Consider the following 26,075-nt stretch of genomic DNA (forward strand, 5'->3'; position numbering starts at 1 on the left):
TCAATGTGGCGAATATTTGTTGAATCTTTAATTGGACTTATCTTACTGTTCGCGGCCAGTATCGTGGGTTACGAGCATTTGATCTATGGTAAGTCAGACCCCGATCTTGCCGACGCCAATCTGCAGGTCGAGGCATTTCGTGACATATTGAACCATGTTTCTGTCAGTGAGAGTAATCAAGACGCAACGGAGTTGCTTCAAATATTCACTAAGAAGACCCATCGATTATTGGACGATGTTCCTAAGTCGGCCTTACCAGAAGATGTCGCTCAGTACTTTAATAGTGAAGCCAAACCTACTTATTTACTTGGCGACTCCGGCCAGTTTTGGTTGAAGTTTGATAATAGTAATCACTATTTTAAAATGTACGATGACCCTGACTCAGAATTGGTCAAGGCGATTGAATTCGCAGATCAAGTCGTGTGGCTCTTCTTCTTAGCCAGCTTCGTGGTATTCAGTTTTGGATTTATTTGGTTCTTGAGTCGAAGGCTTCGAGAGCTAGAACGCACCGCGAATGACTTTGCAAGCGGTAACTTTGCCGCTAGGGCCTCAGAACGTCACGGGATTAAATTAGGCAAGCTAAATCGAACGTTTAATAAAATGGCAGACGAGATTGCTAACTTGATGGTGAGCAATAAATCGTTAACGAATGCCGTTGCTCATGAATTAAGAACGCCTATTTTCAAAATTCAATGGCAAAGTGAGGTGTTGCTTGAGCAAGTGAGCTCGCCAGAACATAAAAAACAAATACAAAGTATTATTGAAGATACAGAAGAGATGGCGACGCTGGTGGATGAACTGCTTTATTACGCGAGAGTCGAGCGACCTGATGCTGCTATACATTTAGAAACGGTCGATGTGGTTACTTGGCTAGAAAATCACCATGACAAATGGCAAAAAGATGTCGGAGTCGATTTCGTTATACAAGCCGGTGATTCTCCACAAATAGCGAATATTGATCCTTTTCTTTTGTGTCGAATGATTGTCAACTTGCTTAGTAATGCAAAACGCTATGCCAATGAACGTATTGAGATAAACGTATTGTCCTGTGAGGAGAGTACCGTTATCCAAGTACAAGATGATGGCTGTGGTGTACCGAAAGAACATTGGGAAGGGTTGTTTGAACCCTTTTATCGAGTGGATAAATCTCGGGATAGAACATCAGGCGGCTACGGTTTAGGGCTTGCTATCGTTAAGCACATCATGCTTCGTCACAACGGGCGAGTTAAAGTTTGTGACAGTGAATTAGGTGGCGCGTGTTTTTGTTTGATTTTTCCTCATATAGAGCATAAATAAATCACTAGACATAATGACAATATTTCGCTAATTCAAAAGGGCTTCAGCCACACTTTCATGTGATTGATCTATCGCTGCCAACTGTTCCTTGAACGTTATATACTAACCTTGTACATGTATTAACAAGGTAACGAATTGAACCGTATGAAATTTATCCATACCTCAGACTGGCATTTAGGCAGACAATTTCACAACGTCTCTTTATTGGACGACCAACGCGTCGTTTTAGAGCAAATTGAGCAATATCTCACTGAACATCACATTGACGCGTTGATTATTGCTGGTGACATTTATGATCGCTCCGTCCCTCCGACAAACGCTATTGAAGTATTAGATAAATTTCTGACTAAAGTGATTCAAGAACTTGGCGTCCCTGTCATCATGATATCGGGTAACCATGACGGGGCGAAACGCCTAGGTTTTGGTGCGCGTCAGTTTGATCAGTCCGGCCTTCACATTATCAGTAGCCTTGAACAGATGACTCAGCCAATTGTTATTTCTGGCGCTGACAATACGCAAATTAATTTCTACGGCATGCCTTATAGTGACCCTGAGCATGTTCGCCATTTCTACGATGTTCCTGCAACTAATCATGATGACGCTCACCGAATTATGGCTGAGCAACTAGACCTTGTCATGGACACCTCAAAAAACAACGTTTTAATTAGTCACTGTTTTATTGATGGAGCAGAACCGTCAGAGTCGGAAAGAACCTTGTCAATTGGTGGTGCGGATCGAGTCAGTTACTCTCACTTTAGTCATTTTGATTACGTTGCTTTAGGGCATCTACATCAAGCCCAACAACGCGGAGCGCCACATATTCGTTACTCCGGTTCGATCATGAAGTACTCGTTTTCCGAACAATACCATAATAAAAGCATGACGCTGGTTGAGTTTGATTCTAATGGATTAGTATCAACGACTGCGATTCCACTAATCTCGCCTCATAATATGCGCATATTGGAAGGAGAGATGTTGGAGCTGTTAGAAAAGGGAAAAGAGGACACCCATAGTGAAGATTATCTGTTAGTTCGCTTAATGGATAAACACGCTATTTTGGACCCAATGGCCAAACTTCGGGATGTGTACCCCAATGTATTGCATCTGGAAAAGCCCGGAATGCTGATTGGTGTTGATAGAGAGTTAGCTCAAGCTAGATTGGCGCATTCAGAGTTTGATATGTTCAAAGACTTTTTCCAAGAAGTTCAAGGCAATACGTTGAGTACTGAGCAAGAAGACATGATCACTGACATCGTTAGCTCGTTAACGAAAAGCAACAAGGAATAGCGACATTGAAACCAATAAAATTAACCTTATCTGCTTTCGGACCGTTTGCTAAGACCGAAGTGATCGATTTTGCGTTGCTAGGGCATTCTCCACTCTTTCTCATTAATGGACCGACAGGATCAGGGAAAAGCTCAATCCTTGATGCCATTTGTTACGCCCTGTATGGAGAAACAACAGGAAGTGAGAGAACGGGCGATCAAATGCGTTGTGATTATGCAAGTGCAACGATGCTGACATCGGTGACATTCGATTTTGAGTTGTCTGGCGAGCAATATCGAATTGAACGCAGCCCTGACCAAGAAGTGCCAAAGCAGCGCGGTGAAGGAACAACGAAGCGCACGCATGCCGCGGTGCTCACGAAGGTATCTGACCAAAGTTTAATTGCCAACAAACCAAAACAAGTAGCGGTTGCGATTCAAGAGCTTGTAGGGTTGGATGTGAAACAATTTCGGCAAGTAATGGTACTCCCGCAAGGAAAGTTTAGAGAGTTGCTTACCGCAAGCTCAAAAGAGCGTGAACTCATCTTTGGCCAGCTATTTCAAACGCATATATACAGTAATATAGAACGTACTCTATTAGAAAAAGCCGCTGGCATTCGCAAAGCTAAAGACGAGTTTGATAACCAAATCAAAGGCGCTCTTGAGGTTGCAGGGCTTGAATCGGAACAGCAATTAAAAGCCCAAGAAGATGTGTTATTACCAGAGGTTAATTCGCTTAAAGACGACCTTAATCAATCAGATAGGGCGTTAATCGAGGCTAGAAAACAAGCAGAATTAGCCACGCTTCAAGAAAGAAAGTTTAACGAGTTGGATGAGGTTGCTAAGTCAACATTGTCTCATCAGGCGAATCGTCCTGTTGATGACACCAACCGTATTCAACTGGCTGCATTTCAATCTGCCGTTAAGTTACAACCTGCGTATATACAGAAAAATAAATTAACAGCAGACACCGTTGAAATGGAGCAGCGGTTACATATTGGAGCCGGAAAAATAGAGAAAGCAAAAGCGTCAAGCGATGCGGCGAACAGAGCGTTAGATAAAGCGCAACAGCAACATAACTTTACACGGACATTGGATGAAGAGCTTTACCGGATAAAAGGTTATGTCGTGAATGTTCAGCAACTTGAATTACAACGTACAGAACTTAACAATACTTCTTTGGCAGTGACCAATTTAAAAACTGACGTTGAAAAAAGTAAGCAAGCCGTCGCCACCAACTTGATTCGCTACGAACAGAGTAAAGAGAAATTACTCGAATCTGAACGCTCAGTGGCCATGGTGAAGGAAAAACAACTCGCACTTGAGGCGCTACAAGCTAAAAATGAATTGATTGGACAACTCACGAAGCTAATCGAACAAACAATCGCGGGGGGAGTTCGAAAAAAAGAGATAGAGACACAGTTAGCCTCTGCCAAGCAACATTACCATATCCTCCAACAACAACGAATCCAGGCTGAGGTGGATTGGCACTCTGGCCAAGCTTATTTATTGTCAAAATCACTAGAGCAGGGCAAGCCTTGTCCGGTTTGTGGAAGTGAAGCACACCCTAATCCGGCAGCACCTATTGGAGCTGAAGTGACGGTAGAGTTGGTCGAAGACTACCGTGTTCAGGAATCAACCGCAAAAACGCAACTTGATGGTCTAGTTATCGATGCTAACCGAGTCGCCGATAGCGTGTCACAGCTTGAGCAACGGAAAAATGAAGTGAGCCACACACTTTCAATCAACATTGATTCCGTCACCCAAATTCGAGATCAAGTTTCGAGCGAGCTACTGGCACTTTCTAATGAAATCAAAGCATTACAGACCATTGATCTCAGCGCATTAAATGCACAAGTTGACGTTGCGAAACAAAACCATATTGACGCGGAAACTCTTGTCAAACAACAAACTGCGCAAGCAGATAACCTCGTGAGTTTGCTCAGCGGACTATCGGCAGTGGTGCAAGAACTAGAGTCACAAAACCAATCACCTTATAAAACGTTGGCGGAGTTAACCACGAGAAGACAAGCCGTTGAATTGGAAAAAGCACAGCTAGATCACTTAATGGAACGCACCAAAAAGCAAGCGGTAGAATCGGCAGAATTGGTGACTCGCTATTCAGCCCATTTTGAGTCCTTGACGACGCAAAGTATACAGTTACAAAAAGACCAACAAGCTGCTCAGCAACACTGGGATGAGTCGTTGGAGGCGAGCGATATTATCAATGAAGCTGCATTTAATGATGCTTTGATGTTAAGTGCATCGGTTGGGCAACTAGAGAATGACATTCGTCAATATGAACGCATCACAACGCAGCTGACGGAAAGGCAGGCTTTATTGTCTAATGAGTTAAATGGAATCGTTCGCCCCGATGTACTGTTGTTTACAGAACGAGTGAATCAGACCGAATTGAGATATCAATCATTGCTAGTATCGCTGCAAAACGCACAGTCAAAATTAGATAACCTGACAAAAGTAAAACACATTCTAACCACACTCTATACTCAAAACGATGCCTTGGACAAAGAGTACAAAGTTGTAGGCACACTCAGTGATGTTGCCAACGGTCGGACAGGCAGTAAGGTGAGCTTACACCGTTTTGTTTTGGGCGTTCTTTTAGACGATGTATTGATTCAAGCTTCTCAACGCTTGAGGTTAATGAGTAAAGGACGTTATGACTTAAAACGTAAAGAAGTTCGCAGCAAAGGCAATGCAGGCTCGGGTTTAGATTTGATCGTCGAAGACGCTTATACGGGCAAATGGCGCGACGTGGCGACCTTGTCCGGAGGGGAATCCTTCATGGCCGCGCTGTCGCTCGCGTTAGGATTATCGGATGTGGTTCAATCTTACAGTGGCGGTATACGATTGGACACGCTGTTCATCGATGAAGGGTTTGGTAGTCTTGACCCCGAATCACTTGACCTGGCGATTCAAACATTGATTGAATTACAGCAGTCAGGAAGAACCATCGGTATCATTTCGCATGTTTCTGAGTTAAAAGAACAAATGCCATTACGATTGGATGTTCACGCATCAAGGCTCGGTAGCACGGTGAGTTTAATTAATTAGATTTGCAGTTCCATACAGAAGACTTAATAGAGTAGGCACTAAGAATGGCAAAGGCTAAGTACTGTACAGACTAAATGTTGTAAAGACTAAATGCTGTAAAGGCTAAATGTTGTAAAGGCTGGGCGCAGTAGAGTTTAAGTACAAAAGGTTCCAGTACGCCGACATCTAATTTGATTGGTGTACAGTATCAAATTTATTTAACGACAACTCCCATTGGAGTGTGTATCAGGAAAGTATTCATGTTAAAAACAATGACATTTTTTGAGCGATTTGAAACCGATATTCTTGCTCAGACCAAGACCATCACGATTAGAGATGCGTCTGAGAAAGATTATGAGATTGGCAACGTTGTGCCGGTTTCGACCTTCGAGGATGGGCGAGAGTTTTGTCACGTCAAGGTGTTGTCGGTAAAGGCCATCGACTTTGACGAAATCAATGACCTTCATGCCGAACAAGAAAACATGACGCTTCCTCAATTAAAAGAAGTCATCGAGGAGATTTATCCAGGAGAAAAGCAGTTGTATGTCATCGACTTTGAACTTGCTTAATTTGGCGCTCACAAATAAGGGCAACACTCGCCCAATACAGGTGGGATAATGAATACAACTCAAAGTTAGATAGTGTGGTTGATAGGAACCACACTTGTCGTCATCACTAGGCTATGGATTAGCGTACAGTAGTTGATAATAAGCGAGCAGCGATTTGGGGAACATGACTCGGCCTTCCCAGGTTCTAGGAATACCCTGCTGCTTGCTTTGATAACAAGCGCCCAACGTTGCGCCTAATAAAATGGCGCGACCACAACTATCGCCACCACAAAATATGTTTTCCCGGATCGTGGCTTCATAACTATGTGCGTTGAGTAATAGATGCAACGTGACTGGAAACGCGGCTTCTAGGCTGCAGTGCATCCCAAGTTTTTCCGCAACCACGGTTGATGGTTGCAGTACCATCTCCTCAGCGCTTGAAATTGCTTCGTCAACCACCGCCGACAAATTCTTCGCACTCTGGACACATTCGACAGGTGTCTTGCCTTCAATAGCGGCTTTTAAAATGGCGGTAGCGGCAAGGCCATAATCAACAGCTTCAGTATTATTGTTAGTGACTCGTATTGCGGATTCGGCGAGCGTAAATAAATTAGGGTCCAGGTAATGTTTCGCGACGAGTGCTGGAAGTTTAGATAGCGCTGGGTTTTGCTTGTCATCAGCACCACAAGCGGTAAGTGGGGTACCCTTAATTTCAAGATGGTGGAGGTTGAGGAGAGTTTGTCTCGTTGGTTTATCTATATAGCCTTGCCAAAAACCGCCAAAATCGAACCATTGACGAAAGCTGTCAATATACTGGCTTTCTTCGTAATTTCCTCTATCTGCGATAGCATCTATCATCGATACAAGCTGGGCGCCATATTGAGACACGTCACCAGGTCTCTTGTTTGTGTGCGCAAAGTATCCTCTATCAATGTAATCCTTAGCGTTTGGCGCGTGGAACTCTGGTGTTCCGTTTGATAGTGTTTTAATCGTGACTTGGTCGTATAACCAATGAAACCCCATAGATGCGGCATCAGCAACCAGCGCGCCTACGATTGAGTTGACTGCTCTATTATTGTTTGAGTTCATATATGATCCAGTTAAAGCGTACTAAGTTAATGTTAACGTTAATAGTTATTCTAGTTTGGATTACGAGAACCTACCTTTAAACATGACTAATTCGTTGATATTTACACGTGGTATCAGCATTTTGTGCATAACCATTTATCTTGTTGCATATTAAAAAATGCCAGTCTAAACGGACTGGCATTTGGTTGAGATGCAATTAATCTTCTGTACTGTATGACTTTACTTTTGCATTTCTTCGACTGTGTACTCAAATTCCGGAACAGTGAGTTCTACGCGCCTATTTTGTGCTCGTCCTTCTGATGTTGAATTATCAGCAATAGGATTCGCCTCACCCATACCACTGACCGTCATTCTTGAACGTTCAATACCTTTAGACTCGAGGTAAGAGGCGATAGACTCAGCACGCTCTTCAGAGATTCGTTGATTGACCTCTTCTGGTCCAGATGAATCCGTATATCCAACAATTTCAACACTCGCTTCAGGGTGATCGGTCATAAGTACGACCAATGGTTCGAAATCAGATAAACGCTCTTCATCAAGTGATGTGCTGTTAAAGCCAAAATTCTCTTGTCCAGAGGCTTGTTCAAATGTCTTAGTCATGACAACCGCTGTTGCCACAGCTTCGGTTGGCGCTGGCTCCACTTGTGTTGTAGCGGCTGCAGCAGCAGCGGCCGTTGCAGCGGCCGCTGCGTTACCAAATGAGTAGGAAACACCAAGCCATAATGTATCAACGTCAGTGTTAAACCAGTCGTCTTTTGCGTCATTAATTCGTTGATATTCGAGTCGACCCGACCATGCAGTGGCAAAATCATACTCAACCCCAACCCCACCCATAAGCGCTGTAGTTTTTCGATCACCATAGGTGGTGTAGGCCGCACCAATCTTACCAAAAACAGACCAATCCTCAGTGAAAGGATACGAAAACTTCGGCGCTAGCGTCGCGGCACTCAGGCTCGCATCTTGAGTGTAACCGATGCCGTTATCTACAAATGATGTTTTGTAATTGCCCAACCAATCGTATGCAAATTCTAAAGCGATGTAATCATTCCAATCGTATCCGCCAAAGAAACCGGCACTAAAGCCGCTGTCTGTACAATCCGCGCCTGCTATATTACAAGCGTCGGAAAGTTGTGAACCACCTAAACGGCCACCTAAGTAAAACCCTTCATCCGCCGTGACCTGTGGTACGGTCAAGGCACTTAGTATTGCGGCTGCTACCACTGTTATTCTCATAATGACGTCCTTTATCCTTAAAATGTGTATTACGGTACATCACTGATAAAAATAGTTTAATAACAGGGTATTGGCAAAAAAAAGTCGTTAAGTTTCATATAAAAAAGCAGGCGCAATATAAATGCTCAGCCAGATTGGATAAAAATGAACCTGCTCGTACTAAACTAAAGTGCTAGTTGGCCCTTTGTTTGTAATGATTTACAGTGTGAATTTTCACAGAATGGTTGAACTTGATGGCAAATAAAACGGCGTAAATTTGAAGTGATCAATATAAGTATGAGTGCATATTGTGCTTGTGCGATTGACTGAGTTTTCCATAAACTAGCTTCCCGTCAATTCAGTATTCACAAAGTCACTAACCAAATGCACAGCCACATTGTCGTGCTTCACATTTCATCTATTCTTAACTAGGAATGGATACTAATGATTACATAGTAAGGGTAGGGATGTTGGTCATGAATAACACTATGCTGAGAAATAGTGTCGCAGCGGTATTCGCACTAGTCACGCTAGTGGGTTGTGGCACAAAATTTCTCTACAGTAATTTGGATTGGATCATTGTTGAATATATCGACGATTATGTCACCTTGACTGGCGGGCAAGAAGAGATCTTGAGTGAAAGAATAGAAGTGTTAAGTGACTGGCACCGTCAAGAAGAATTGCCTTCCTATCTTCGCCAATTAGATACAATTCGACAGCAAGACCCTAATCAAGCGTCGCAAGCATTTGTTTTAGAACAAATGAGGGAGGTCAGGCAGCACAGCCAACGATTGGTAGAGCGAATGACCCCCGATCTCTATGCGTTGACTCAGCAATTGAACGACGAACAGGTCAATGAGTTGGTGAAAAACCTTGCGAAACAAGACAAAAAGTTATTGGAGAAATATCAAGGATTAGATGAGGCATCCATTCGCCAGTTGTATCAAGAGCGGATCGAAAGTAGTTTTGAGCGTTGGTATGGGGAAGTCACACCCGAACATCATTTGTTGGCAATTGAATGGTCAGAAAGCATGGAAATAACAGCGGTTGACTGGCAAATGCATCGAGAAAATATGCAAAGATACATCAAGCAGTTGCTACTCAGAAGAAACGATCTTGCTTACTTTCAACCTGAATTTCAACGTTTTATGAATTCGCCTGACAGCTACTACTCGGAAGCTTTGACTGCCAAAGTTCTTAGTAATCGCCAGACAGCAGCGAAATACATCGCTAAGTCTCTCAATACACTGACAGAGAAACAAAAAAAACACCTCATTAGCGAAATTGATGACTGGCGCGATATCGCTAAGGACTTAATGGCTTTGAAGACGTTAGACTATAGTCCTACAGCTTTCATCCTAAGAACCTCCTACACTGAGTCAGTATAATTGTTGGCTACTACAAGCATTAGGGAGAGTGGGACGAATGGAAACGAGTTTATATTTGGCGGAAAAAGGACTGCTTTTAGTCGGTATCATGTTTATTTTAACGGGTATGGTTCAGTATGGCCGTCGTAGTCAGGACTGGAAAGGTGTTATAACCATGTTTTATAAGCGAGTACCGATGAACGTAACAGAATATAAGCGCTACAGACTGGGTGTTTCCTTGGTTATAGCTGCTATTGTCATCCGTTTTGCATTTCATATCTTTTGGCCGCAGTTTTAGATAGAACGGTTTACATTAAGAGTTCGAAACGCTCTATCCATTAATACTGACGACCTATCATTACTTACGACAAGGTGAGGGTTAATGATGAAGCAGTGTAATTATACGCATACCTTACCTTGTGAGCTTTACAGTACCGAGTCGGTCAGGCAAGGCGAGAAGGTGGTTGCATCGCACCTGAATATCGAACTTTCTACTTTAATGGAACGCGCTGGGCAATCGGTTTTCGATTACCTAATGGATACATACCCCTCTCTCAATCATATTCTGATCTGTTGTGGTAAAGGAAGTAACGGCGGTGATGGTTATATCACGGCTGCGCTGGCCTTGCAGGCGAACATCTCGGTGACGTTGTGGCAAGTTGGCAGTACTGAATTACTGAGTGGCGATGCTTTACACGCCAAAAATCACTTCCTGAATCTTGGTGGTTCGATTACGTCACCAACCAATATCGTACCTGATTCAATAAATGTTGTTGTCGATGCGATATTAGGCACCGGTCTATCCGGCCCTGCGCGTGCTTACCACTCTCATGTAATTGACCGTATTAATCAGTCAAATCTGCCTGTTGTCTCTATTGACGTTCCTTCCGGCATCGATGCGGATACAGGACACGTCTTTGGTAAGGCTATTATTGCATCTCACACCGTAACGTTTATTGGCGTTAAGTCAGGGCTCGTCACGGGTAATGCACGACAATATGTTGGGCAACTCGTGTTTGCTGGCTTGGGCATTCAGGATGAATTTAGGCGTGTTATCACACCGCTTGCTCAATTGTCGAACAACCAGTGGATGTCACAGATTCGATCAAGAAAGAGAGATGCACACAAAGGTAATCAAGGGAAAGTCGTGGTGATTGGTGGCGACAGCGGTATGAGTGGTGCAGCCTATCTTGCTTCTGCCGCTGCATTTAGGGTAGGAGCGGGACTCGTGACGACCGTTAGTCATACAGACAGCCTAACCCCCCTTCGTTCTCTATTGCCCGAGGCCATGATAGTTGAGTGGGGTCATCGTCATTTATCTTGGGGAACGGTTGCTTGTGTAGGTGTTGGGCTAGGACGTAATCAATGGGGGGAAAAGCGCTTTTCTGAAGCCGAGTTGTATTTCGATACGCACAATATCGCTCGGGTGTTAGATGCTGACGCGCTATATTGGCTAGCCCGCAAGACATCAAATTTGTCATCATCAATACGTATTCTTACGCCACACCCTGGTGAAGCGGCGAGTTTATTGGATGTATCGGTTGCAACTATCGAAGAAAACCGATATCTCGCGGCGAATCAATTGGTAGATCGTTTCGGCGGTATCATTGTCCTAAAAGGTGCAGGGACGTTAGTCTGCGATGGTAACAATACCGTTGTTTGCCATGCTGGTAACCCTGGAATGGCAATAGGAGGTATGGGCGATGTCCTCGCTGGGGTCATTACTGGCTTACTTGCTCAGGGCTATTCGCCATATCAAGCAGCGGTCCTAGGGACCTTAGTTCATAGTATTGCTGCTGATCAGTGTGCAGAAGAGCGAGGCGAGGTTGGTATGCTGGCCAGTGATTTACTTCCATACTTAAGGGAAGTCGCGAATAGTTATAACAGATGATGGAGACTCAGAGTTTTTAATGGCCGTGTCTGTGTCAATGGATAGGGTGTTTCAGCATAAAAATGAGTATTTTGAACGAAATATTTACAAATTTGTGCGCTAACAATCATTGCGAAATAGCATTGCTGATCATTTTTTGAACGGCTGATTAGCGGTTTTTTCTTAGAGAATCGTTTGCTTGGTTGTTTTTTGTCCAAGTTGAGCGCTGGTGTTGAGATAAGGCATGTTGTGTTTAATCAACATTATTAATTTAATAAACAATAAGTTAATAATGTTTTAGCTTAAAGAATAAGCACTTAGAATTGAGCAGATTTGCAGATGTTCGAAATAGTATCACAAATAAATTTGAAAAATCAGTCTTGTAAGATTTATTTCCCAACCTATAATGCTGAAAACCGGAGCGCCTGCCAACGCTCCGGTTTTTTTGTGTCCGAAGAAAGGTAAACCGTCTGCCAACGTTTTGCCACGCACTATGCTTAGTTATGTAAGTGATATGCCCACTGGAACATTTACTAACAAATCAAGGAATAAATACAATGCGTATCGAACAAGAACTTAAGTTAGGCTTTAAAGATGTACTGTTTCGCCCTAAGCGCTCAACACTAAAAAGTCGTTCTCAAGTAAATTTAACCCGCGATTTTACATTCAAGCATAGTGGTCGTCAATGGTCAGGTACTCCTGTCATTGCAGCAAATATGGATTCAGTTGGTAGCTTTGAAATGGCGACTGAGTTAGCGAAACACGGCGTTATGACGGCAATGCACAAGCATTACAGTGTTGAGCAGTGGGCTGAATTCGTAAAAGGCGCTGATAAAGAAACATTGAACAAAGTATTTGTTTCTACTGGTACGTCTGACCGCGAGTTTGAAAAAACAAAAGCTATCTTGGCGTTAAGCGACGATCTTGAGTTTATTTGTATTGATATCGCAAACGGGTATTCAGAGCACCTTGTTGAGTACGTTCAACGTGTACGTGCTGAATTCCCAACGATGACGATCTCTGCAGGTAATGTTGTGACTGGTGATATGTGTGAAGAGCTTATTCTTGCTGGTGCGGACATTGTTAAAGTAGGTATCGGCCCTGGTTCAGTGTGTACGACACGTGTTAAAACAGGCGTAGGTTACCCACAACTTTCTGCCATCATTGAGTGTGCAGACGCAGCTCATGGCCTTGGCGGTATGATCATTGGTGACGGCGGCTGTGCTTGTGCTGGTGACGTTGCTAAAGCGTTTGGTGGCGGTGCAGATTTCGTAATGCTTGGCGGTATGCTTGCTGGCCACGAACAATCTGGTGGCGATGTCATTGAAAAAGACGGTAAGACGTTCATGAAGTTCTACGGCATGTCTTCAGAAAGCGCAATGGCGAAGCACTCAGGTGGCGTTGCTAAATACCGCGCAGCAGAAGGCAAAACAGTGCTTCTTCCTTACCGTGGTGACGTGAACGATACGATTTCAGACATCCTTGGTGGTGTACGTTCAACTTGTACATACGTAGGCGCGGCAAAGCTTAAAGAGCTAACGAAGCGTACCACGTTCATCCGTGTACAAGAGCAAGAGAACAACGTTTACGGCAAAGACGCATAAGTTAACGCTTAGCAAAATTTGTTGAATGAGGGCCGCTTTTTAGCGGCTCTTTTTTTGCCTGAAAACGTAGAAGAAGCGGTTATATGTATAAGTTCTGAGTAAGGTTATGAAGCGTGGATAGAAAATTATCGGATTTAAATCAGATAAAGCTTTTGACTGATTAAGCACGTACTCAAAATATGAGTCGAACTGCAACGCGCATGGGTAAAACAACCAGTGCGATTTCAAAAAGCCTGCAGAAAATTTGTGAAGAGCTAGATGATGAGTTAATTGTACGTCAATTATCTGGATTCCAGCTGACTTAACTCAGTGTCTAGGACTGCTGGTGCGGATCACAAATCGTTTAAATTTAGATCTCAGTCTCTTTTATCTGCCACACATTTCTGTTTTTATAGTGAATAAGTTTCTTATAAGAAAAGGAATTACGTCAATGCAGATTAACAAACTCATGCTTCCCATCGTGCTCCTTGCTGCGTTTTCTGCCCGCGCCAGTGCTGATGAATGCGGAGAGATCACCATTGCAGACATGAACTGGAATTCAGCAAGCCTTATTGCCCATATTGACCAATTCATTTTGAATAACGGCTACGGTTGTGAAGCAGATTTAATCCCCGGCGATAGCGTCCCTACGGGCACATCAATGATAGAAAAAGGTCAACCTGATGTTGCGCCAGAGCTTTGGACTAATGGCATCAAAGAAGCGTTAGATAAGGGGGTCGCGGATAAGCGTCTACGTTACGCCGGTAAGGCTTTAGTAAACGGTGGTGAAGAGGGTTTCTGGGTACCCAACTACCTTGTTGAACAGTATCCAGAGATGACGACAATAGAAGGTGTTATTAAACATGCTAAGTTATTCGAACACCCAGAAGACGATGAAAAATTTGCATTCTATGGCTGCCCAGCAGGATGGACATGCCAGATAACCTCCGAACACTTATTTAATGCTATGGGTTTAGATAAACATGGGTTTGAAATGGTTGATCCGGGTTCAGGTGCTGCACTTGCAGGAACCATTGCAAAAGCTTACGAACGTGAAAAGCCATGGTTTGGTTACTATTGGTCACCAACACCTGTGTTAGGTAAATACGATATGGTTAAGGTTGATTTCGGAAGCGGTACCGACATTGAAGAGTTCCGTAACTGTACGACTCAACCTGATTGTGAGTCCCCTAAAGTGACCATGTACCCACCAGCACCAGTCCACACAATCACTACAGAAGCCTTTGCTAATAATGAGCCTCTTGCTTACCAATACTTTGAAAAACGTGGTTTTACCAATAAACAAATGAGTGAATTATTGGCATGGATGGAAGACAACCAAGCCGACGCCGAAGAAGCCATGTATTACTTTCTAGAAACCTCACCACAGGTATGGAAGCCTTGGGTAGAAGCAAGTGTCGCCACCAAGGTAGAGCAAGCGCTTTAAGCCTTATTAAAGCTAAGACCGGTTCTCCCAACAACGAATAAGTCTGGCCAAGCGCCAGACTTTTTATCTCTTGAACATTGTATGAAGGGAATTACCAGAAGCTATTGCTGAGATTTAAGCTTTGAAAAGTAATCTTGCCAGCTAACATGCTTGCGTCCTGCAGCTTGTTCGAAATGACTAGGGTTATCCGACTTACCTTCAAGGATACCTTGATAAATACCAGCGATAACCGTTCCAATAAAGTCACCTAATTCAGTGACTCTGTCTAAGCGATATTCTTCAACACTCATTGACGTGAATGTAAGATCGGTCCCAAACGCGTCATTCATGTAATCCGTGAGCTGTGCTTGGGTAATAGCATCACTGTGCAGATTGTAGGTATTGCCGTTATGCTTATCTTCAACGAGCATGCGCGCGTAAGCGTAACCCAACTCCTCGCGGGTTGTATAACCACACTTGCCTTCACCTGCGCAATTAAAGATGCTCCCCGCTTTCTTATAGCTCTCAATATATTCGATGTCAGGTTCGATATAGATACCATTGCGGCCGTTCACCCATTCAAGTCCGCTCTCACGAACATCTTGCTCTGTTTGACGATTACTTTGAATGACAGGAGAAAATGCCGTGTTTTCCTCGGCGCCTTGCACACTGGTATAAACGATTTTTCTCACGCCTGCCTTTTTAGCGGCTTCAATCACATTGCGGTGCTGTCCAATACGCTTATCCGGAGCATCCATACCAGACACTAGCAAAACCACATCCACACCTTGTAATGATTGTTCGAGCTGCTGAGCATCCTCATAATCGCCCGGCCGCACTTCGACACCCAAGCCAAGAGCTCGCTCTGGGGTTCTTGCTAGAGCGATCACTTGATCTTTTGAGGTTAATTTGACGGTGGCTTCTACGATAGCAGAGCCCAACTTCCCACTTGCGGCAGTAACAGCAATCTTCATCTTTTGTCCCTCTTGGTTATCTAGCAGTTATCTTCGGACATTCAGTAATATACTAGATCATTACAAAAACAGCGTACGTCTTCATAGCCGTTTTTGTTCGCGACCCAAATAAGGAAGCTCTCTAGAGTTTCATCGTTGTGTGGTTTTGGTCGCTGTAGAAACATAATTAAATTACAGGCTCGTACCTCCCAAACGTATTAATTTAGCCGATTGAACTTTAAAAAAACGTTTGATTTTGATTGTGTGCGTAGACTGTCCGCTCGAAAATAGAAACTGTGATGTGATGTGATGTGATTAGGTTTAGATAAGTGTTTGCCCAAAAGCGTGCCAGTTCAGCTTCCGTTAGCGTGTCTTCGTCAGCGCGTTGTGGACCTATTTTAATGTCGTTCATTCCTATTTAAGTGAGTCATACGCTGATGAAGATCCTCGTCTGGACGAAGATGACGGCCTAATAGAGATGGTTTGAAGAGCGATAAGCTAAGTGGCCTCTGTCCAAAAGTGAGTTTGAGATAAGTGGCTCATTAACGAATATCGAACGTTAATATAAAATAATGAGTGCTAGAATAGTGTGAGAAGCTTTCTTACCGATAGCATTAAACTAATTTTATGATTTCGCAAAGATATCAACTTGGTTGGTTTACATAGAACCAAGATCTGGTTGTTTCAACGTTAAATTTGTTGACTGAGGGCCGCTTTTTAGCAGGTCTTTTTTTTCCTGAAGATCGTCGATAACGAATTAAACCGTAAATGATTAAAATGGACGAGTTACTAGCACACCAGAAAATAACACCAAACATTATACGGTTTGTTGTTCTGTATAATGTTTGGTATCATAAACATTCCTTTAAAGCGATTTGGAATTAAAATGGAAAGAGGTAATCTTTTTAGTGGTATCCCAGATGTCATTACCAACGAACTTTTTGAAGATATTCAAAACCACTCGAATATACGAATAGAAAGGATTGTCTCTGATGGACATTCGAGCTGTGTTGACGATTGGTACAATCAAGATGAACACGAGTGGGTGTCTGTAATCCAAGGAGAGGGTGTGATTGAATACGCTGATGGGTGTGAAATAACGCTCAAGGCGGGCGATTATGTCAACATTCCAGCGAATACAAAACATCGGGTAAAATCGACGTCAAACAAAGAGAAAACCATTTGGTTGGCCGTGTTCTATCAATGCTCGACATTATCAAGTAAGAATTAATATGAATAAATGGATATTGGGCGTTTTGCTCACGGCGATGACAATGACGGGCTGCGCGCTTAAACCTTCTCCCGACAATGCGCGTTTCAAAAGTTACAATGATTTTCGAGTAGGCCCTGAGGGTGGCGTTGACCTTATTTGGTCTAGAGAAGACATCACCTCAAAAGATGAGTTGGAATCAATTTTAAAGCGTTATGATAGTGTGGTTCTAGATCGTATCTATGTCGTCGTTGAAGAGAGCGAACTATCGGATGATGAAATTACCTTACTTACAGAGCACTTGAAAACTAAGTTGTCAGAGAAGCTCTCTAGTTATAAACGTATTGTTGATACTCCATCTGACAGCACACTGCGAATCAGTATCGCTATTAGTAATATAGAGACACCAAACCCCGTGCTTGCGGTCACAAGCAGCATTTTGCCTGTTGGCTTGGGTATTTCGACGATATCTAAAATCACAACGGGAGAGCACACCAACGTCGGTAAGGCCACTATCGAGCTTATGGTCTCAGACTCAATAACAGATGACCCTATTATTGCCGTTATTGATCGTCGTTCAGGTAATAAAGACATGTCGACAATGATTGATTCCTTAGATGACGCCAAAGATGTGATAAATTGGTGGGTAGAGCGTTTAGGGGTGACATTAGAAAGCACTCAGTAACGTAGCCTGACTTCATTCACAAGAGACCATTAAAGTCCCATGCTAAATAAAGAGAACCTGATAAAACTGGCGACAATGAAAATGCCCTTTGGGAAATATGCAGGGCGAGTGCTGATCGACCTGCCCGAAGAATACCTGCTTTGGTTCGATAAGAAGGGCTTTCCTGAGGGAGAAATTGGTTCGCTACTCAAGTTGTGCTTGTGTCTAAAAATAGAAGGTTTAGAGAGTGTTGTGCAGCCCCTTAGGCGCATGTAAGCATTGGTTGACTTAATACGTTAGTTTTGGCGATGCGTGCCCACCTCAGTTCGGTGGGCATTTTTATGTCGGTCTTTTTATGAAGTTGAGAGAGCCAAACTGGGGTTAATGATAAACAGGGGTTGACTAAATATTATGCAATCCCCATGTTTGTTTTAATGCTGACATTAACATGGATTGGTAAATGGAATACTTTCTCACGGTCGTGCTCTTTGCGTTTTCTGCATCCGTCACGCCTGGCCCGAATAACATCATGGTGATGACTTCAGGCGTGAATTTTGGCGTTAAAAAAAGCTTACCGTTGCTGATAGGTATTTGTGTTGGTTTTGCCGTCATGTTATTGCTTGTTGGGCTGGGTTTTGCACAGCTTTTTGAGTTATTTCCTAGCTTACATCTCATTATTAAATGCATCGGTACGTTCTATTTATTGTATTTGGCTTGGTTGATTGCAAATTCATCCGGTTCAGTTCGAACATCATCTCAAGCTCGTCCTTTCTCATTTATTAAAGGAGCACTCTTTCAGTGGGTCAATGCTAAAGCTTGGGTGGTCGCAACGGGAGCCATTGCCGCGTTTACGACGTCTGGGTCCAACTTTTATAGCCAAAACCTGACGATAGCATTGACGTTTTTTGTGGTGTCTTTCCCTTGTGTTGGCATTTGGTTACTCTTTGGTTCAATGGTTAAGAAATGGCTAAATAGTGATAGAAACCGTGCATGGTTTAATTATGTTATGGCAGGTCTGCTGGTGGTGTCTGTGATACCTGTAGTCATTGATATTATTAGCCAACTTAGCCTAAATGGGTAAAGCAGGTTCGCCAATTCAAAAGGAGTAGCCATGATATCCCATATTGATCACCTAGTGCTTACCGTGTCTAATATCGAAGAGTCTGTACGCTTTTATCAACGAGTGTTACTGATGGAGGCTGTGTCGTTTGCGAACGGGCGGCGGGCCGTTAAGTTTGGTCATCAAAAAATCAATTTTCAGTTACTTGGGCAAGAACCTCGAAACCATGCACGAGTTGGCTCTGCGGATTTATGCTTAATAACTTGTTGGACGTTAGCTGAGGTAGCTGCGCATTTAGTTAAAGAGGAAGTGGAGATAGTGGAAGGACCCGTTAAAAAGTCAGGCGCAAAGGGAGAGATCACTTCACTTTATTTCCTTGACCCGGATAGTAATCTGATTGAAATCAGCTGTTATTGGTAATATTCATTGCATCGCTAGTTACTTACAAATAAATAGTCTATTAATCCCCAATGGGGCGGCGTTGTTAGCGAAGTCGTTGGTTAGCTGTCGCTTTAGCGAGAAGTAGTTAGGCAGGCGGTATTGTTTAGCCGAAAATTAAAAGAGCATTGAGTTCAATGCTCTTTCGCTGATAGGTATCGCTATCGTTAATTTTTATCTTCTTTATTACGGTTTTCGTAGTAATCCCAAACCGTATATTTTTCATCATCCGAGATAATGCAATACGGTACGCGTTTGCCGTTTTCAGTGAAGCGAGCGAGTTTATTGCCTTGTTCAACACAATATACGTAAGCGGGATCACTAATGACGGTTATCTCATCGACATCGTATTTATCGGGCTCACTTGCACATCCAGCTAACATTCCAAGCGCGACTGTCGCCATAACCCACTGTACTTTCTTCATCTTTACTCCTATTTCACATCAGGCTTTCGCATAAGTGTAGGAGATTACGAAAGAAAAGTGTTCATGTTAGGTAAAAATTTTACTATTTAAGTCTTTGAAACGTATAAATTGAGAGTTGTGACTATTATTCTTACATTAAATGGTTTTGCCTTATTAATCTGACGACCAAATACGTTGCGTTTACGTCTGGGATTACACGGTGAATTCACGGTAGAAGTCATGAAGGGTATTGCGTCGAGACTATGATAGACTTACCGAAAATTACGACTATACAGAGTAAGACATGCGACATATAACCACTGCGATTCACCCGTCGATCGAGCATTTAGATGACAAGGTTATTTTTCAAAGAAAGGCGACGCGTGCGATTGCAATCGATGGCGAAAAAATCTTGTTATTGTTCACAGAGCGTTACCACGACTATTCTTTACCTGGTGGCGGATTGGACGAAGGGGAAGATATTATTGCTGGGATGGTGCGAGAATTGGAAGAAGAGACAGGGGCCCAAAATATTCATGGCATCAAACCGTACGGAATCTACGAAGAATTCCGACCATGGCATAAGGACAACGCCGATGTCGTACATATGGTCTCGTATTGTTACTCATGCAAAGTAGACAAAGTATTAGGTAAGACAGCTTATGAGGACTATGAAGTAAAAAATGGAATGAAGCCCGTTTGGATTGATATTCATGAAGCCATCGCATTTAATGAAAAAACTATTATTGAGAGTGATAAAAAAGGGATGAGTATTGAGCGTGAAACGTATCTGTTGCATCTCATTGCCAAAGAAATGCTTTAGGAGGTATTAACGTGAAATTGGTGACAAAAGACGATAATTTCTTTTTCTTACTTGTGTCGTTGTTGGTTCTCTTTTTTTTAAGCGCGGTCGTGCACCAATTTAAAGACGAGGCACAATCTTATGTGCTTGCGCTATTGGTACTATGTATGTCTACGTCAATTGTGGGTGTTCAACGAAAACAAACCTTTTATCGGTCATGGTACGCCGTGATGCTGTTAGTGATCGTCATATCTGGTTCGATTTCTTTGTTTGAAGACCATGACCTGTCATTGGTTACTATGTCCGCCATGTTGTTGTTTGTACTGGCACAAACGTATTCCGCGCTGAGACAAGTGGTCATGGCGAAAACAGTGACACTGAATCAGATTGTTGGCTCAATTTGTGTGTATCTGTTATTTGGATTGAGTTTCACGTTCATTTATCTCATTCAACTGGAAATTTTTGTCGACCCCTTTAATGGCCTCGCTCATAAACCTTGGCTAGACAACCTTTTTGAGGTCATTTATTTCAGTTTTATCACGCTTACTACGGTTGGCTATGGGGATATCTCCCCAACATTGGCCATTCCCAAATTTTTTGTCTTTTTGGAATCTATCACGGGAAGTTTTTATCTGGCTATTATGGTTGCTAGCTTGGTCAGTAGCCACCTAGCACAAAAGAGTGACGGCTAGCGGTCTGGCGTAAATTCAACCGTCGTGCGTAAGGTTAAGAGCCTTACGTAAATAGAGAGAAGCGTTGAAGACAAAAGACTGAAAGAGGTTGGTCTTTCGTCTTCTGCGTTGAGGGAATAATTAAGCGAGCCCTTTACCGATTTAGATCTGCTATGATGCTAAAAAATCCGCTTAGGTTTGAATTATGGAAACAATTGCCGTACTGGTTGATGTACAAAATATCTATTATACAACACGTCAAGCTTTCAAAAGTCGCTTTGACTACAACGCTTTATGGCGCCAACTTTCTGAGCGATATCAAATTGATTCGGCCAACGCCTACGCCATTTCGTCGACGGATCCTAAGCAACGACAATTTCACCATATATTAAGAGGCATTGGGTTCAAGGTGCACCTCAAGCCTTTTATTCAACGTTCTGATGGTAGTGCAAAAGGCGATTGGGATGTAGGTATCGCGCTTGATGCCATAGAGTTGGCAGCTAATGTTGATAGAATCGTGTTGTTGTCTGGAGATGGTGACTTTCAGATTTTGGTTGAACGCATTCAACAGCGGTTGGGCAAAAAGGTGACCGTCATAAGTGCACGTGCATTAACTGCGAACAACCTCATCGAGGTGGCCGATGACTATCTACCTATTGAAGACTCATTATTGATTTATTAAGAATGAAACTAATACCCTCGACATTGCTTTCTGACGAGCTAGCAACAGAGTTTAAAACGGTTCAGGCGATGGTTGCGATTTACTGTCGAGACCATCATCAGTCAGGTGGTCTCTGTGAATCATGCCAAGCGTTGCTCGATTATGCAGAGATGCGATTAGACCGCTGTCCTTACGGACAAACGAAACCTACCTGCAATAAATGCCCCATTCATTGTTATAAGCCGGAACCAAAATCGCAGATGCAAGTCGTTATGCGTTACGCGGGCCCTAGAATGCTGTTGCCTCATCCAATTTTATCGATTCGCCACTTGCTGCATGAAAGGCGGGCTGTGCCAGTCAAACCGCCAAATGGACTATCTAATCGTGCGAAAAGAAAGCGAGAGCTTGATGAGGGTAATCCAAAATAAATTTAATGATTTACAAAGAGTTGGCGATCGACAAAGAGTTAACGATCTACTGAGCGTTCATGACGCAAATACCCAAACCTTGAGTGTTAAAAACACCAGAATACTGATGATGGTCGTGACCAATACGTTATTTGTCACTCGTGCGCAGGCTATGGCAAAGACTGCGCCTAAGCAATAAGGTAAGTTATCGTTCCAATTGAGTTCACCATGCGGAAGAAATACGATAGGCCCCCAAATTGCGGTGAGCACCGCTGGGCTGGCGTAACTGAGAAATCGCTTGGTGCTAGCACTAATTCTTAACGGTACTTTCGGCTCTAAAAAGAGATAGCGGCTGATAAAAACGATAGCAGTAAGCAGTAATATAACCCCAAATATCATGAGCGATACTTCCTATTACCTAGTCGACCTTCGCTAAAGTACCCCACACTCATGCCGACAACGCTGGCAATAACAAGTCCTAACTCAACATTCATAACCGCCAGTACAACCGAAGTCATTAACGCTGATACGACCGCTAATAGGGTTGGTATCGATTGAATATTGGGTACGACAATGGCAATAAACGTCGCGGCAACTGCAAATTCTAAGCCGTATTGTTGCAAGTCGGGTATTTGAGCACCAATGATGAGGCCCACTAGTGTTGCGACATTCCAGATAACATAGAAAGATATTCCAGCACCAAATGCAAACCAGCGGTCAAACTGTTGAGGTGTTTTGTGGCCACACAAAGCAAATAACTCGTCGGTGAGTAGAAAACCTAATCCTAATCGCCATCTTAATGGCAACGATGAAATGTGTTCTCTCATTGACAGGCTATAAAGAAAGTGACGAGAAGTGATGAAGAAAATAGTAATCACCATCGTCATAATAGTTGCGCCGGATTTAATCATGCCCATCGCGACGAGTTGTGCTGCACCAGCAAATAAGACAGCGCTCATTGCTTGACCTTCCAGCGGTGTTAGACCCGACTCAATGGCAAAGGAACCGGCTAAAAATCCCCATGGGACAACCGCTAGGCTAAGGGGCATCATGGCCAAAACACCTTGCGAAAATAATCTTAATTTTGATGGTGTAGTCGACACTGTCACCTCCTTGTTATGAATGATGTTGTATCGATAGAGTGTATTTTCAACCCTTGTCTCATGCTAAATGGAAATTATTTTTGTTTTCATATGCTTGTTAGAATCACCGACCCATTTCTCGGTAGGTTTATTCATGTGAACACACAACATCTCTCTTCGTGGTTTAAGCGGTTATTATTGCTAGCCGTATCGCTATTACTCACTGCGTTAACGCTGCTTTTTAACAATATAGTGGATGCGGCGGATCGCAACATCTCAAGTGACGAAGATTACGGACGTACTTTGCCATTTTATGGCGATCGTGTTCGAGATATGGGTATTAAGCTACCCAAGCCAGTAGGGATCTCGCTGTTTACTCACCAACAAGAAGATTTGATGAACCTTGGTGACTTTAAAATAGACGGCGAACCTGTTGATGACGTGTTACCAAGTGGTGGAAGCTCTACAACGAACACAACCAGTATCGTAGCCGTCAGAGCTGATGTATGGCTTTTACCATTTTGGGGATTTAACGCCATGGTTGGGAAGGCGGTGACATCATCAAATATCTCGATAGGGGTGGCAGGACTTGATAGCGACAACATAGCCCGCTTGGAAGCGAATGGCATGGCAACAACCTCAACCGTTACAGCGGTTGGGTCAACGTTGGCCTATGGACACAAAAACTACTTTGCTACGATTGATGCGCAGTATGTCTCTACGTCTGTTTCAGGAGTGGGAGTAAGCTTAGATGCACTCGTGGTGACTCCGCTGGTGGGCTTGAATATTGGCGATAGTGGGTGGCGCATCGTTATAGGAGGGCAATATCAGGATTATCAAAAACAATTAAAAGGTCAATTGGCTGATATCAAATTCAGCGCAACACAATCGTCTAGTCGATGGTCAACCATGGTGGGACTACAAAAAGCCTTCGCTGAGAATTGGGAAGCATCATTGATGGCACAAAGCGGCAAGACACGAGAGGGCGTTACGTTTATGCTCGGAAAGCGTTTCTAAAAGCCGGAGAGGCACTGTAATGTGCAGCGGCATATATGGTTAGTCACTGGGCCTCAACGTGTAGATATCAATAACTTGTGGTGGTGCTCAGTGTTAAACCACTTGTTTTAACCTAGGTTCGAGCGCCATTGGCATTGCTAGATGATAGCCTTGGTAAAAATCAAACCCGAGTGTTTTCATTATCTTAAGTTGTTCTTCTGTTTCTACCCCTTCGATAACCGTTTTTGCTCCGCTCGCTTTTGCTAACGCAATGCCTCGCATTAAATTAACAGTGTCACCATCGATGTAATCTAGCAGGAGTTGGCGGTCAAATTTGAGAATGTTAGGTCGAATGGATGCGACTCTTTCGGGGTTCGATTCCTTACAACCAAAATCATCAATCGCAATGAGGAAGCTGGCATCGCTCAAATGTCTGGCAGCAGAGGCCAATGTTTTTGGGCTAAATGACGTCAGCTCAACCAACTCAACAACAACACGTTTGCAGTCGATTTGAAGTGCTTTGAGACGTGACATTAATAATGATGAATGTAACCCTTCGGCGGCCAGTCGCTCACTAGAAATCGGTAAGAAGTTCAGAAATAATAACCTTTCCCGGTAACTAGACATACTGAAATTTCGAATATGAATCACTCGACTTAATCGATCAACATTGAGTTGGTCTGAAAGAGGAATGTTTTCGTTTTGGAAAAATAAATTTGGCGGGATAGCGTGACCGTGATTATCGAATAAACGGACTAAGGCTTCCAATCCAATGACTCTTCCGGAAGAACAAAAGATAGGTTGAAAAACACTTTTCATCACGTAGTTTTTATACATGGCGATGTAACAACCGGAGTCGTCAATTTTGATGCATTGAGTGAACTGGTGTTTGTCTTTGAGCAGCATGAGATAACATTTGTATTCGATATAGTTGGATAACTATGTCATGAGTTACAAATATGTCAAATTATCTCTATCAATGTGTTGATATATATGCATTGGTATTTGCTATTTTTGTTAGCACTGAGACGTTCACTATGTCATTTTCATTGAATAACTGGAGAGTAGACTCTTGTTTTTTATTGTTTATATCGTATTTATTGATGGCCTTTATGGAAGGCGCAACAAAAACGGCCAAATCTATAAAAACAGGTGCTTACGTAAGCTTAAGAGTTTATTTTTGAGATCTCACCCGTATTTTCGTGATTTATTATTATCGATCGTCGAAATAATCCTTATTACGGATATATTTGCTCATCAAGTGATAAGAAAAAGGACGAATTAACCAAGAAATAAGTGAACGTCCAAATCGAACAAAAGACGGCGTGTTCTCATAGATCTTTCCATTATAAAGCCAAAGCATTTTTCCGACATGCCAGTACATTAATGGGAAGGGGGGAAGAAACGTGACGACGTCTAAATCACAACATATTCGGTAGGTTTTGTGTGCCAATTTGTAGCGTTGTTTGAATCGCCAACCGCCGATAGCCGGTTGACCAAATGTGACAATGCGTTTAATGGATTTTGGGTATCGTTGTTCAAGGACATCAGCAATGATACATCCAATGGCACCACCCGATGAATGCCCAGTTACAGTGATGCGTTTACCATTTTCAATAAGCTCACTTGCAATGGCGATAGTCCTTTCAAACAGAGATAGGCCAAGCACATCAGCCTTATGACTGGGTTGGCTTTCTTGGTTAAGTATGAAATGAAATCCGGCGTGAATAGAATAGTCTAAGCCAAATAATTGGCATGAGCGCTTCCACAACGCTAAATTCAACAACCAATCACTAGGGCTATGTGAGCCTTTGATGACAATAATGGCTTCTTCGTGCTCCTTGCTCCACAAAATACGAACCACAGTTTTACCATGACGATTTGTTATGGTTCTTTGACCGTTGGGGTCAAACCCATAACGTGTTTGCTTAAAAACTCGCGGGTAAGCAAGATTACATAACACGGCGTACTTTTCGTATTGGTATCGCTTCAGGCTTTTCATCAAAGAGGCATGCTATTA

26 protein-coding genes and 3 pseudogenes are annotated in these 26,075 nt (G+C 43.0%); 21 read left to right on the forward strand and 8 right to left on the reverse strand.

Annotation, left to right across the window (positions count from 1 at the left end; translation table 11 throughout):
* The first annotated feature begins 3 nt into the window (after nt 1-3).
* From ACE1OE_RS13125 to yqfB, 5 genes and pseudogenes are all read left to right on the forward strand, one after another.
* Nucleotides 4-1,296: an ATP-binding protein gene (locus tag ACE1OE_RS13125; RefSeq protein ID WP_449211352.1), complete on the forward strand. Its 1,293-nt coding sequence runs from the start codon at nt 4-6 to the stop codon at nt 1,294-1,296.
* A gap of 144 nt (nt 1,297-1,440) precedes the next feature.
* Nucleotides 1,441-2,583, forward strand: coding sequence for an exonuclease SbcCD subunit D (locus ACE1OE_RS13130; protein ID WP_449211389.1), 1,143 nt, complete (start codon nt 1,441-1,443; stop codon nt 2,581-2,583).
* Between the two features lie 5 nt (nt 2,584-2,588).
* Nucleotides 2,589-3,258, forward strand: a pseudogene (locus tag ACE1OE_RS13135) (AAA family ATPase); the annotation flags it as partial.
* A 1,793-nt stretch (nt 3,259-5,051) separates the two neighbouring features.
* Nucleotides 5,052-5,633: pseudogene (locus tag ACE1OE_RS13140) on the forward strand (SbcC/MukB-like Walker B domain-containing protein); the annotation flags it as partial.
* 251 nt (nt 5,634-5,884) lie between these two features.
* Nucleotides 5,885-6,181 (forward strand): N(4)-acetylcytidine aminohydrolase, encoded by a 297-nt coding sequence (gene yqfB, locus ACE1OE_RS13145; protein WP_102470275.1) that lies wholly within the window; start codon nt 5,885-5,887, stop codon nt 6,179-6,181.
* A 111-nt stretch (nt 6,182-6,292) separates the two neighbouring features.
* Here the strand turns inward: yqfB and ACE1OE_RS13150 are convergent, their stop codons facing one another.
* Nucleotides 6,293-7,249 carry an ADP-ribosylglycohydrolase family protein gene (locus ACE1OE_RS13150; protein WP_449211353.1) on the reverse strand — a complete coding sequence of 319 codons (957 nt, stop codon included), beginning with the start codon at nt 7,247-7,249 and terminating at the stop codon, nt 6,293-6,295.
* Nucleotides 7,250-7,468: 219 nt separating this feature from the next.
* A complete protein-coding gene (locus tag ACE1OE_RS13155; protein WP_449211354.1) occupies nt 7,469-8,482 on the reverse strand; it encodes an OmpA family protein in 1,014 nt (337 codons plus the stop codon).
* A 455-nt stretch (nt 8,483-8,937) separates the two neighbouring features.
* Between ACE1OE_RS13155 and ACE1OE_RS13160 the strand changes: the two genes are divergently transcribed.
* The 6 genes and pseudogenes from ACE1OE_RS13160 (at nt 8,938) to ACE1OE_RS13185 (ending at nt 14,728) form a co-directional block, all read left to right on the forward strand.
* Nucleotides 8,938-9,849, forward strand: coding sequence for a DUF6279 family lipoprotein (locus ACE1OE_RS13160; protein ID WP_449211355.1), 912 nt, complete (start codon nt 8,938-8,940; stop codon nt 9,847-9,849).
* Nucleotides 9,850-9,886: 37 nt separating this feature from the next.
* Entirely contained in the window at nt 9,887-10,126 is a 240-nt protein-coding gene (locus tag ACE1OE_RS13165; RefSeq protein ID WP_102470210.1) for a hypothetical protein, read from the forward strand.
* Nucleotides 10,127-10,210: 84 nt separating this feature from the next.
* Nucleotides 10,211-11,719 (forward strand): NAD(P)H-hydrate dehydratase, encoded by a 1,509-nt coding sequence (locus tag ACE1OE_RS13170; protein ID WP_449211356.1) that lies wholly within the window; start codon nt 10,211-10,213, stop codon nt 11,717-11,719.
* Nucleotides 11,720-12,255: 536 nt separating this feature from the next.
* Complete coding sequence (locus ACE1OE_RS13175; protein ID WP_102470212.1) at nt 12,256-13,302, forward strand: GMP reductase; 1,047 nt, start codon at nt 12,256-12,258, stop codon at nt 13,300-13,302.
* 176 nt (nt 13,303-13,478) lie between these two features.
* Nucleotides 13,479-13,607, forward strand: a pseudogene (locus tag ACE1OE_RS13180) (helix-turn-helix domain-containing protein); the annotation flags it as partial.
* Nucleotides 13,608-13,732: 125 nt separating this feature from the next.
* Entirely contained in the window at nt 13,733-14,728 is a 996-nt protein-coding gene (locus ACE1OE_RS13185; protein WP_449211357.1) for an ABC transporter substrate-binding protein, read from the forward strand.
* Between the two features lie 101 nt (nt 14,729-14,829).
* Here the strand turns inward: ACE1OE_RS13185 and ACE1OE_RS13190 are convergent, their stop codons facing one another.
* Nucleotides 14,830-15,681, reverse strand: coding sequence for an SDR family oxidoreductase (locus ACE1OE_RS13190; protein WP_449211358.1), 852 nt, complete (start codon nt 15,679-15,681; stop codon nt 14,830-14,832).
* 865 nt (nt 15,682-16,546) lie between these two features.
* On the opposite strand from ACE1OE_RS13190, the gene ACE1OE_RS13195 reads away from it, so the two are divergent.
* From ACE1OE_RS13195 to ACE1OE_RS13215, 5 genes are all read left to right on the forward strand, one after another.
* Entirely contained in the window at nt 16,547-16,891 is a 345-nt protein-coding gene (locus ACE1OE_RS13195) for a cupin domain-containing protein (protein ID WP_449211359.1), read from the forward strand.
* A gap of 1 nt (nt 16,892) precedes the next feature.
* Entirely contained in the window at nt 16,893-17,555 is a 663-nt protein-coding gene (locus ACE1OE_RS13200; RefSeq protein ID WP_449211360.1) for a DUF3313 domain-containing protein, read from the forward strand.
* A gap of 39 nt (nt 17,556-17,594) precedes the next feature.
* The gene (locus ACE1OE_RS13205) at nt 17,595-17,810 is read left to right on the forward strand and encodes a DUF3820 family protein (RefSeq protein WP_102470216.1); all 216 of its coding nucleotides are present in this window, start codon (nt 17,595-17,597) and stop codon (nt 17,808-17,810) included.
* 184 nt (nt 17,811-17,994) lie between these two features.
* On the forward strand, nt 17,995-18,615 hold the full coding sequence (locus ACE1OE_RS13210) for a LysE family translocator (RefSeq protein WP_372061979.1): 621 nt from the start codon (nt 17,995-17,997) through the stop codon (nt 18,613-18,615).
* Nucleotides 18,616-18,645: 30 nt separating this feature from the next.
* A complete protein-coding gene (locus ACE1OE_RS13215) occupies nt 18,646-19,014 on the forward strand; it encodes a VOC family protein (protein ID WP_449211361.1) in 369 nt (122 codons plus the stop codon).
* Between the two features lie 185 nt (nt 19,015-19,199).
* Here the strand turns inward: ACE1OE_RS13215 and ACE1OE_RS13220 are convergent, their stop codons facing one another.
* Nucleotides 19,200-19,457 carry a putative hemolysin gene (locus ACE1OE_RS13220; RefSeq protein ID WP_102470219.1) on the reverse strand — a complete coding sequence of 86 codons (258 nt, stop codon included), beginning with the start codon at nt 19,455-19,457 and terminating at the stop codon, nt 19,200-19,202.
* A 283-nt stretch (nt 19,458-19,740) separates the two neighbouring features.
* On the opposite strand from ACE1OE_RS13220, the gene ACE1OE_RS13225 reads away from it, so the two are divergent.
* From ACE1OE_RS13225 to ACE1OE_RS13240, 4 genes are all read left to right on the forward strand, one after another.
* On the forward strand, nt 19,741-20,259 hold the full coding sequence (locus ACE1OE_RS13225; protein WP_372061975.1) for an NUDIX hydrolase: 519 nt from the start codon (nt 19,741-19,743) through the stop codon (nt 20,257-20,259).
* Nucleotides 20,260-20,270: 11 nt separating this feature from the next.
* Nucleotides 20,271-20,930, forward strand: coding sequence for a potassium channel family protein (locus ACE1OE_RS13230; RefSeq protein WP_372061974.1), 660 nt, complete (start codon nt 20,271-20,273; stop codon nt 20,928-20,930).
* Between the two features lie 184 nt (nt 20,931-21,114).
* Nucleotides 21,115-21,591, forward strand: coding sequence for a LabA-like NYN domain-containing protein (locus ACE1OE_RS13235; protein WP_372061973.1), 477 nt, complete (start codon nt 21,115-21,117; stop codon nt 21,589-21,591).
* Between the two features lie 2 nt (nt 21,592-21,593).
* Nucleotides 21,594-21,998 (forward strand): nitrous oxide-stimulated promoter family protein, encoded by a 405-nt coding sequence (locus tag ACE1OE_RS13240; RefSeq protein WP_449211362.1) that lies wholly within the window; start codon nt 21,594-21,596, stop codon nt 21,996-21,998.
* A 57-nt stretch (nt 21,999-22,055) separates the two neighbouring features.
* On the opposite strand, the gene ACE1OE_RS13245 is transcribed toward ACE1OE_RS13240, so the two are convergent.
* Nucleotides 22,056-22,376, reverse strand: coding sequence for an AzlD domain-containing protein (locus tag ACE1OE_RS13245; RefSeq protein WP_372061970.1), 321 nt, complete (start codon nt 22,374-22,376; stop codon nt 22,056-22,058).
* The gene (locus tag ACE1OE_RS13250; protein WP_198593102.1) at nt 22,373-23,101 is read right to left on the reverse strand and encodes an AzlC family ABC transporter permease; all 729 of its coding nucleotides are present in this window, start codon (nt 23,099-23,101) and stop codon (nt 22,373-22,375) included. Before ACE1OE_RS13250 ends, ACE1OE_RS13245 begins: the two co-directional genes overlap by 4 nt.
* Nucleotides 23,102-23,215: 114 nt before the next feature.
* Here ACE1OE_RS13250 and ACE1OE_RS13255 point away from each other — a divergent pair, with 114 nt between their 5' ends.
* Nucleotides 23,216-24,076, forward strand: a complete 861-nt coding sequence (locus ACE1OE_RS13255; protein WP_449211363.1) for a hypothetical protein — start codon at nt 23,216-23,218, stop codon at nt 24,074-24,076.
* 93 nt (nt 24,077-24,169) lie between these two features.
* Here ACE1OE_RS13255 and ACE1OE_RS13260 read toward each other — a convergent pair whose 3' ends face one another.
* Together ACE1OE_RS13260 and ACE1OE_RS13265 are read right to left on the reverse strand one after the other, a co-directional pair.
* On the reverse strand, nt 24,170-24,961 hold the full coding sequence (locus ACE1OE_RS13260) for an EAL domain-containing protein (RefSeq protein WP_372061969.1): 792 nt from the start codon (nt 24,959-24,961) through the stop codon (nt 24,170-24,172).
* A gap of 307 nt (nt 24,962-25,268) precedes the next feature.
* On the reverse strand, nt 25,269-26,057 hold the full coding sequence (locus ACE1OE_RS13265) for a lipase family protein (RefSeq protein WP_102470227.1): 789 nt from the start codon (nt 26,055-26,057) through the stop codon (nt 25,269-25,271).
* Between the last annotated feature and the right edge of the window lie 18 nt (nt 26,058-26,075).

It is taken from the genome of Vibrio sp. E150_011, from assembly GCF_053544015.1.